An 8,622-nucleotide genomic window follows, 5' to 3' on the forward strand; every position below is an offset into this window, starting at 1 on the left:
GCCGGGCCGACCTCGCCCTCGTCGCGCGCGGGCATTTCGCGAGCCGGGCGCGGGCGCAGGAGGCGATCCGGCGCGGCCTGGTGAGCGCGGGCGGACGGACGATCGGCAAGCCGGGCGAGATGGTGGGCGACGACGAGGCGCTGAGCGTGGCCGATGCCGGCGCCGCCTGGGTCTCGCGCGGGGCGCTGAAGCTGATCGCCGCCCTCGATCATTTCGGATTGTCACCGGAAAACCGGACCTGCCTCGATATCGGCGCCTCGACCGGCGGGTTCACCGAGGTGCTGCTCGCGCGCGGCGCGGCGCTGGTGCACGCGGTGGATGTGGGCCACGGGCAGATGGCCCCTGCCCTGCGCGACGATGCGCGGGTGCGTCTGCATGAGGGGGTGAACGCGCGCGACCTGTCGGCCACGGGGATACCGGGCGGGCTCGGTGCTCTGGTGTGCGACGTGAGCTTCATCGGGCTGCGCAAGGTGCTGCCGGCGGGGCTCGCCCTGTGCGGGAAGGACGCCTTCGCGGTGGCGCTGATCAAGCCGCAATTCGAGGCGGGGCCGGAGGCGGTCGGCAAGGGCGGGATCGTGCGCGACCCTGCCGTGCATGAACGGGTGTGCGGCGAGATCGGCGACTGGTTCGCGCAGATTCCCGGCTGGCGGGGGCTCGGCATCATCCCCAGCCCGATCGAGGGCGGGGATGGCAACCGTGAATTCCTGATTGCAGCCATGAGGGACGCGCGCTGAGGCGGCGCACGGTTTTGCTTGCGGCGGCGCGAAAAGCCGGATACATGCCGCCTCGGGTCACGCCCCCCCACCGGGGCGCTTATCTTCTGCAAGGGAGACCATCGATGGCAGACGCCGCCGCGGCCGCGCACGCGAAGCCGCAACACCGCCCCCACAATCCGAATTTTTCCTCCGGCCCCTGCGCCAAGCGGCCCGGCTTCACGCTCGAGGCGCTTTCCGGCGCGATGCTCGGCCGCAGCCACCGCGCCAAGGAGCCGAAGGCGAAGCTCGCCGAGGTGATCACCCGCTCGCGCGACATTCTCGGCCTGCCGTCCGACTGGCGGCTCGGCATCGTTCCCGCCTCGGACACCGGCGCCGTCGAGATGGCGCTGTGGTCGATGCTCGGCGCCCGGCCGGTCGACGTGCTGGCGTTCGAGAGTTTCTCCGAGGCCTGGGCGACCGATGTGGTCAAGCAGCTCAAGCTCGCCGACGCGCGGGTGCTGGGCGCGCCCTATGGACAGATTCCCGATCTTGCCGCCGTCGATTTCAGCCATGACGTGGTGCTGGCCTGGAACGGCACGACCTCGGGCGCGCGGATGCCGAACGGCGACTGGATTCCGGCGGATCGTGAAGGGCTGGTGATCGCGGACGCGACCTCGGCCGCGTTCGCGATGGAACTGCCCTTTGAAAAACTCGATGTGGTGACCTGGTCCTGGCAGAAGGCGCTGGGCGGCGAGGCGGCGCACGGGATGCTGGCGCTTTCGCCGCGTGCGGTGGAGCGGCTGCTGACCTACAAGCCGGAGCGGCCGCCGCCGAAGATTTTCCGCCTGACCTCGGGCGGCAAGCTGATCGAGGGGATTTTCGCCGGCGAGACGATCAACACCCCGTCGATGCTGGCGGTGGAGGACGCGCTGGACGGGCTGCGCTGGGCCGAGGGCATCGGCGGGCTCAAGGCCATGATTGCGCGTTCGGAACGGAATCTCGCGGCGATCGCGCGCTGGGCCGAGGGCAATGCGCGGGTGGAGTTCCTCGCCGCCGATCCGGCGATCCGCTCCTGCACGTCGATCTGCCTCGTCATCGCCGCGCCGTGGTTCGCCGCCCTCGATGCCGAGGCGCAGGCGAAGGCGGCGAAGCGGGTCGCCGCGCTGCTGGAGGCCGAAGGTGTCGCCCATGACATCGGCGCCTATCGCGACGCGCCGCCGGGGCTGCGGATCTGGGGCGGTGCCACCGTCGAGACCGCCGACATCGAGGCGCTGCTGCCCTGGATCGACTGGGCGATCGACGCCGTTCATTCCGACATTTCCGCGAAGGCCTGAGACATGCCCAAGGTTCTGATCAGCGACAAGCTTTCTCCCGCCGCCATCGACATCTTCAAGCGGCGCGGCATCGACGTGACGGTGAAGACCGGGCTCGCCCCGGCGGAACTGCGCGAGATCATCGGCGAATTCGACGGGCTCGCCATCCGCTCGGCGACCAAGGTGACGCGCGAGCTGCTGGACGCGGCGACCAACCTGAAGGTGATCGGCCGCGCGGGCATCGGCGTCGACAACGTGGACGTGAAATCGGCCACCACGCGCGGCGTGGTGGTGATGAACACGCCCTATGGCAACGCCATCACCACCGCCGAGCACGCGATCGGCCTGATGTTCGCGCTGGCGCGGGAACTGCCGGAGGCCTCGGCCTCGACCAAGGCGGGGAAGTGGGAGAAGAACCGGTTCATGGGCGTCGAGCTGACCGGCAAGACGCTCGGCCTGATCGGGGCGGGGAATATCGGCTCGATCGTCGCCGACCGCGCGCTCGGGCTGAAGATGCGCGTGCTGGCCTATGACCCCTACCTGACCGAGGCGCGGGCGACGACGCTCGGCGTCGAGAAGGCGGATCTGGACACGGTGCTGGCGCGGGCGGATTTCATCACCCTGCACACGCCGCTGACCGAGCAGACGCGCAACATCCTCTCGCGCGAAAGCATCGCCAGGACCAAGCCGGGTGTGCGCATCATCAACTGCGCGCGCGGCGGGCTGGTGGACGAGGCGGCGCTGTACGACGCGCTGAAATCGGGCCATGTGGCGGGCGCCGCACTCGACGTGTTCGAGGTCGAGCCGGCGAAGGAAAGCCCGCTCTTCGCGCTGCCGAACGTGGTCTGCACCCCGCATCTGGGGGCGGCGACGACCGAGGCGCAGGAGAACGTGGCCTTGCAGGTGGCCGAGCAGATCAGCGATTTCCTGCTGACCGGGGCGGTGACGAACGCGATCAACATGGCCTCGGTCTCGGCCGAGGACGCGCCGAGGCTCAAGCCCTACATGGAGCTTTGCCAGCTGCTCGGCAGTTTCGCGGGGCAGCTGACCGAGGCGCGGCAGGGCGTGATCCGCAAGGTCGGCATCGAATACGAGGGCGCGGCCGCGCATGTGAACCAGCGCCCGCTCTCGGCGGCGCTGTTCGCCGGGCTGCTCGCGCCGATGATGGAAGGTGTCAACATGGTCAACGCGCCGGTCTTCGCGCGGGACCACGGGATCGAGCTGGCGGAGACGGTGTTCGACCGCGACTGCGAATACCAGACGCTGATCCGCGTTTCGGTGACGACGGACGAGCAGACGCGCACCGTGTCGGGCACGCTGTTCGGCGGGGCGAAGCCGCGGCTGGTCGAGGTGAAGGGCATCAAGGTCGAGGCGGATTTCGGCCGGCACATGCTCTATGTGACCAACCGCGACAAGCCGGGATTCATCGCCCAGTGCAGCGCCATTCTCGCCGAGAAGGGCATCAACATCGCCACCTTCCATCTCGGCCGGACCGAGAAGGGCGGCGATGCGGTGTGCCTGATCTCGATCGACGAGACCCTGCCGGACGACGCGCTCGCCGCGATCCGCGCGCTGCCGCAGGTGATGCAGGCGACGCAGATTTCGTTCTGATACCGATATATTAACAACGCCGGAGGCTCCCGCAAAACCGGCTGGCGGAACGGGGTCGCGCAATTGACGGCGCGGCCCCGTCTCCATTATTGAGAGGCAGGACAGGAGTCTTGCCGTTCCTGCGCGAAGCGGGGTTGCGGCGGCGGCGTCCGCGCCGATCTCTCTCCTGTCGTCCGCGCCCGAATCCATCCGCGCCACACAAAGAGGAACCGCATGCGCCGATCGCTTCATGCCACGGCCTGCCGCGCCGCCGGCTTCGTGACCGTCCTTGCCCTCGGCATCGCCGGGGCGCGGGCCGCTGCGCCGCCGCCGCCGGTGGTCAGCGTCGTCGTCGTGAAGCCGCAGAAGGTCTACCAGCAGGACAGCTTCATCGGGCGGATCCAGGCGGCGCATATCGTCAATCTCGTGCCGCGGGTGACCGGGTATCTGGAGAAGCGCCTGTTCCGCCAGGGGGCGGAGGTGAAGAAGGGGCAGCTGCTCTACGTGATCGAGCCGGGGCCGTACCAGGCGGCGTTCGACCAGGCGAAGGCGAATGTCGCCGACGCGCAGGCGACGCTCGACAACGCGGAGCTGACGCTGGAGCGCGCGGCGCGGCTGCTGCACACGCCGGCCGGACAGCAATCGACCTACGACGACGACAAGGCGGCGGCGGAAAGTGCCGCGGCGAAGCTGCAGGCCGCCGAGGCGGCGCGCGAGACCGCGGCGATCAACCTCGCCTATACCCAGATCCGCGCGCCGCTCGACGGGCGGATCGGCGCGAGCGCGGTGAATATCGGCAATGTCGTCGGGCCGAATACGGGAACGCTCGCCACCGTGGTGAGCCAGAACCCGATGAACATCGTCTTCTCGATGCCGACGCGCGATGCGATCCGGCTGCGCCAGCGGCTGGCGACGCAGGGCGGGCTCGCCGGCGTGGTGCTGCGGGTGAAGCTGCCGGACGGGCGGATGGACCGGCAGGAGGGCACGCTCGACTTCACCAGCAACCAGATCAGCCAGTCGACCGACAGCCTCGCGATGCAGGGGACGATTCCGAACCCGGTGATCAAGGGGCTCGGCAATGCGCGCACCAGCGACCGCGAGCTGACCAGCGGCGAGTTCGTCACCGTGATCGTGCGCAGCCGCACGCCGGAGGACAAGATCGTGCTGCCGCGCGACGCGGTGCTGGCCGACCAGGTGGGCGACTATGTGCTGACCGTCGGCAAGGACGGCAAGGTGGCGCGCGCCGACGTCAAGCTCGCCTCGACCACGCCGGCGACCGCGACGATCGCGAGCGGGCTGGCCATCGGGACGAAGGTGATCGTCGATGGCGTGGAGAAGGTGCATCCCGGGGTGAAGGCGAACGCGAAGGTGATTGCCTCGCCGGCAGCGCGGGGCTGAGGCCGTGATCCCCTCCTTCTTCATCGACCGGCCGCGCTTCGCGATGGTGATCGCGATCGTGATCACCATCGCCGGCATCATCGCGATGACGCGGATTCCGGTGGCGCAGTTCCCCTCGATCGTGCCGCCGGCGGTGCAGGTGACCGCGACCTATCCGGGCGCCTCGGCGCAGGTGGTGAACGACACCGTGGCCGAGCCGATCGAGCAGCAGATCAACGGGCTGAGCGACGAGATCTATTACTCCTCGACCACGGCGAATGACGGCTCCTACAATCTGACCGTCACCTTCAAGCTCGGCAGCAACCCGGACATCGACACCGTCAATGTCACCAACGCGGTGCAGCAGGCGCTGACCCAGCTGCCGGCCGAGGTGCAGAAGGAAGGGCTGACGGTGCGCAAGCGCTCCGCCTCGGTGCTGGAGTTCATGTTCTTCTACAGCCCGGACAACAAGCTCACGCCGCTGCAGATCTCGAACTACGTGAAGATCAACGTGCTCAACCCGCTCGGCCGCGTGCCGGGGGTGGGCCAGGCGTTCATGTTCGGCGAGCAGGACTATTCGATGCGGGTGATCTTCAGCACCGCCCGCCTCGCCCAGCTCGGGCTGACGCCGGCGGACCTGATCAGCGCGATCCAGGACCAGAACACCCAGGCGCCGGTCGGCACGATCGGGCTGATGCCGATCGCCGGCAAGCAGCAATACCAGCTCTCGGTGCAGACCGAGGGGCGGCTGACATCGGCCCGGCAGTTCGGCAACATCGTCATCCGCGGCAACAGGGACGGCTCGCTGCTGCGGCTGAAGGACGTGGCGAAGATCCGCCTCGGGCCGCAGAGCGAGAACCAGGTCGACCGGATCAACGGGCATCCCGGTGTCGCCATCGGCGTGTTCCTCTCGCCGGGGGCGAACGCGGTGGCGACCTCGGGGCGGGTGTCGGCGGAGATCGCCCGGCTCTCGAAGCGGTTTCCGGCCAGCCTCGCGAGCAAGACGGTCTACAATTCCAGCAGCTTCGTCTCGGACACGATCAGCGAGGTGATCAAGACGCTGGCCGAGGCGTTCGCGCTGGTCGTGCTCGTGGTGTTCTTCTTCCTCGGCTCGTGGCGGGCGGCGCTGGTGCCGACGATCGTCGTGCCGATCGCGCTGCTCGGCAGCTTCGCGTGCATGCTCGCCCTCGGCTATTCGGCGAACACGGTGACGCTGCTGGCGCTGGTGGTGGCGACCGGGCTGGTGGTGGATGACGCCATCGTCGTCGTCGAGAATATCGAGCGGGTGATGGCGGAGCGGCCGGAGCTGTCGCCGCGCGAGGCGGCGAAGGTGGCGATGGCGCAGATCCAGGCGCCGATCATCGCGATCATGCTCGTGCTGCTCTCGGTGTTCGTGCCGACGGCGTTCATCCCCGGCCTGTCGGGCCTGCTGTTCACCCAGTTCGCGGTGGCGATCAGCACGGCGATGCTGATCTCGGCGCTGAACGCGCTCACACTGTCGCCCGCACTCTGCGCCATCCTGCTGCGCCGGGGCGAGCACGGGCACGGCATCATGGCGCGCGTCCTCGATTTCATCGAACGGACGCGGGCGGGCTACAGCCGGCTGATCGGCCGGCTCGTCGCGCGCTCGGTGCTGGGGCTGATGGTGATCGTCGCCTTCGGGGTGGCGGCGTTCCTGCTCGCGCGGATCACGCCGGGCGGGTTCCTGCCGGACGAGGACCAGGGCGCGCTGTTCATCCAGGCGACGCTGCCGCCCGGCGCCTCGCTGCAGCGGACCGACGCGATGGGGCAGAAGCTGGCGAAGATGATCCACACCCTGCCGCAGGTGCAGGACGTGATCGCCATCAACGGCTACTCGATCCTCGACTCGGCGACCGAGCCGAACGCGCTGTTCATGGTGGCGCACCTGAAGCCGTTCGCGCAGCGGCCGGGGCCGAAGAATTCGGTGCAGGCGGTGATCCGCAAGATCTTCGCGATGGGCTCGCAGGTGCAGGGGGCGAACATCGTCGCCTTCAACCTGCCGCCGATCATCGGGCTGTCGACCAATGGCGGCTTCACCTACGAGCTTGAGAACGTCGCCGGCGCGAGCCAGCAGAAATTCAATTCGGTGCTCAAGGGGCTGATCGTCGCGGCGAATTCGGACCCGAAGCTCGCGCATGTGTTCAGCACCTACGCGGCGAACAACCCCTCGGTCTATCTCGATATCGACCGCGCCAAGGCGCAGGCGCTCGGCGTGCCGATCTCCTCGATCTTCCAGGCGCTGCAGGCCTCGCTCGGCGGGTTCTACGTCAACCAGTTCAACATGTTCGGCCAGGTCTGGCAGGTGAACATCCAGGCCGCCTCGGCCGACCGCGACACGCGCGCCGCGATCTGGCGGATCTATGTGCGCAGCGATTCCGGCAAGATGGTCTCGCTGCGCTCGCTGGCGACGGCGCACACGCGGCTCGGCCCGCAGATCGTCAGCCGCTACAACGACTCGCTGGCCGCACCGGTGTTCGGCTCGCCGGCGCCGGGCGTGTCGTCCGGGGCGGCGCTGGCGGCGATGGACCGGATTTCCGCCCGCGTGCTGCCGGCCGGCTTCTCGTATGACTGGACCAGCACCGCCTATCTGCAGCAGCAGGCCAAGGGCCAGGCGGCCTATGTGTTCATCCTGTCGCTGATCTTCGCCTACCTGTTCCTGGTGGCGCTGTACGAGAGCTGGATCATTCCGGTGCCGGTGCTGCTCTCGGTCGTGGTCGGCGTGTTCGGGGCGATGCTCGGCATCGTGCTCGGCGGGCTGACGATCGACCTCTATGCCGAGATCGGGCTCGTCGTGCTGATCGCGCTGGCGGCGAAGAACGGCATCCTCATCGTCGAGTTCGCCAAGGAGCGGCGCGAGGAGGGCATGGGCATCCGCGAGGCGGCGGTGCTGGGTGCGCGGATGCGGTTCCGCGCGGTGATGATGACCTCGATCGCCTTCATCTTCGGGCTGCTGCCGCTGGTGGTGGCGACCGGGGCGGCGCAGATCACCAGGCGGTCGCTGGGCACGCCGGTCTTCGCCGGGATGATCTTCGCCAGCGGCATCGGCATCTTCGTGATCCCGCTGCTGTACGTGACGTTCGAGACGCTGCGGATGCGCGTCTCGCGCCGGGCGCGCGAGCGGCAGAAGGAAATCGCCGTCACCGGGGACGACTAGGCGGCGCGGGCGGGCTTTGCCGGGTTATGTTTGGCGGGCTTTACCGGGTTATGTCTGGCGGGCTTTACCGCCCGCGCCGGCGCGCATAAGCAGCGTCCATGGCAACGCTTGATCCCGAGGACTGGTCCGAGCTCCGCGCGCTGGGGCACCGGATGATGGACGACATGTTCGACCGGCTGGAAGGGCTTGGCGCGGCGCCGGTCTGGCAACCGATGCCCGACGCGGTGCGCGCGGGGTTCCGCGCCCCGGTGCCGCGCGAGGGGATCGGGGCCGCCGCCGCCTATGACGCCTTCGCCACACGGATCGCGCCCTATGCCTCGGGCAACGCGAACCCGCGCTTCATGGGCTGGGTGCAGGGCGGCGGCAACGCGGTGGGGATGCTGGCGGAACTGCTGGCCGGCGGACTCAACGAGAATTGCGGCGGGCGGGATCATGTCGGGCTCGAAGTCGAACGGCAGGTGGTGGCCTGGGC

5 protein-coding genes and 1 pseudogene are annotated in these 8,622 nt (G+C 68.9%); all 6 read left to right on the forward strand.

Features of this window, described 5'->3' with window-relative positions; genetic code table 11:
• A partial coding sequence (locus APM_RS06925) for a TlyA family RNA methyltransferase (protein WP_007422640.1) occupies positions 1-734 on the forward strand: 734 nt, incomplete at its 5' end.
• Between the two features lie 104 nt (positions 735-838).
• Complete coding sequence (locus APM_RS06930) at positions 839-2,029, forward strand: phosphoserine transaminase (RefSeq protein WP_007422641.1); 1,191 nt, start codon at positions 839-841, stop codon at positions 2,027-2,029.
• Between the two features lie 3 nt (positions 2,030-2,032).
• Complete coding sequence (gene serA, locus APM_RS06935; RefSeq protein WP_007422642.1) at positions 2,033-3,619, forward strand: phosphoglycerate dehydrogenase; 1,587 nt, start codon at positions 2,033-2,035, stop codon at positions 3,617-3,619.
• 213 nt (positions 3,620-3,832) lie between these two features.
• On the forward strand, positions 3,833-4,996 hold the full coding sequence (locus tag APM_RS06940; RefSeq protein ID WP_007422643.1) for an efflux RND transporter periplasmic adaptor subunit: 1,164 nt from the start codon (positions 3,833-3,835) through the stop codon (positions 4,994-4,996).
• A 4-nt stretch (positions 4,997-5,000) separates the two neighbouring features.
• Positions 5,001-8,150: an efflux RND transporter permease subunit gene (locus APM_RS06945; protein ID WP_007422644.1), complete on the forward strand. Its 3,150-nt coding sequence runs from the start codon at positions 5,001-5,003 to the stop codon at positions 8,148-8,150.
• Positions 8,151-8,248: 98 nt separating this feature from the next.
• Positions 8,249-8,622 (forward strand): annotated as a pseudogene (locus APM_RS06950) (cytochrome D ubiquinol oxidase subunit I); the annotation flags it as partial.

Origin of the sequence: Acidiphilium sp. PM, assembly GCF_000219295.1 — a bacterium.
GTDB lineage: Bacteria > Pseudomonadota > Alphaproteobacteria > Acetobacterales > Acetobacteraceae > Acidiphilium > Acidiphilium multivorum.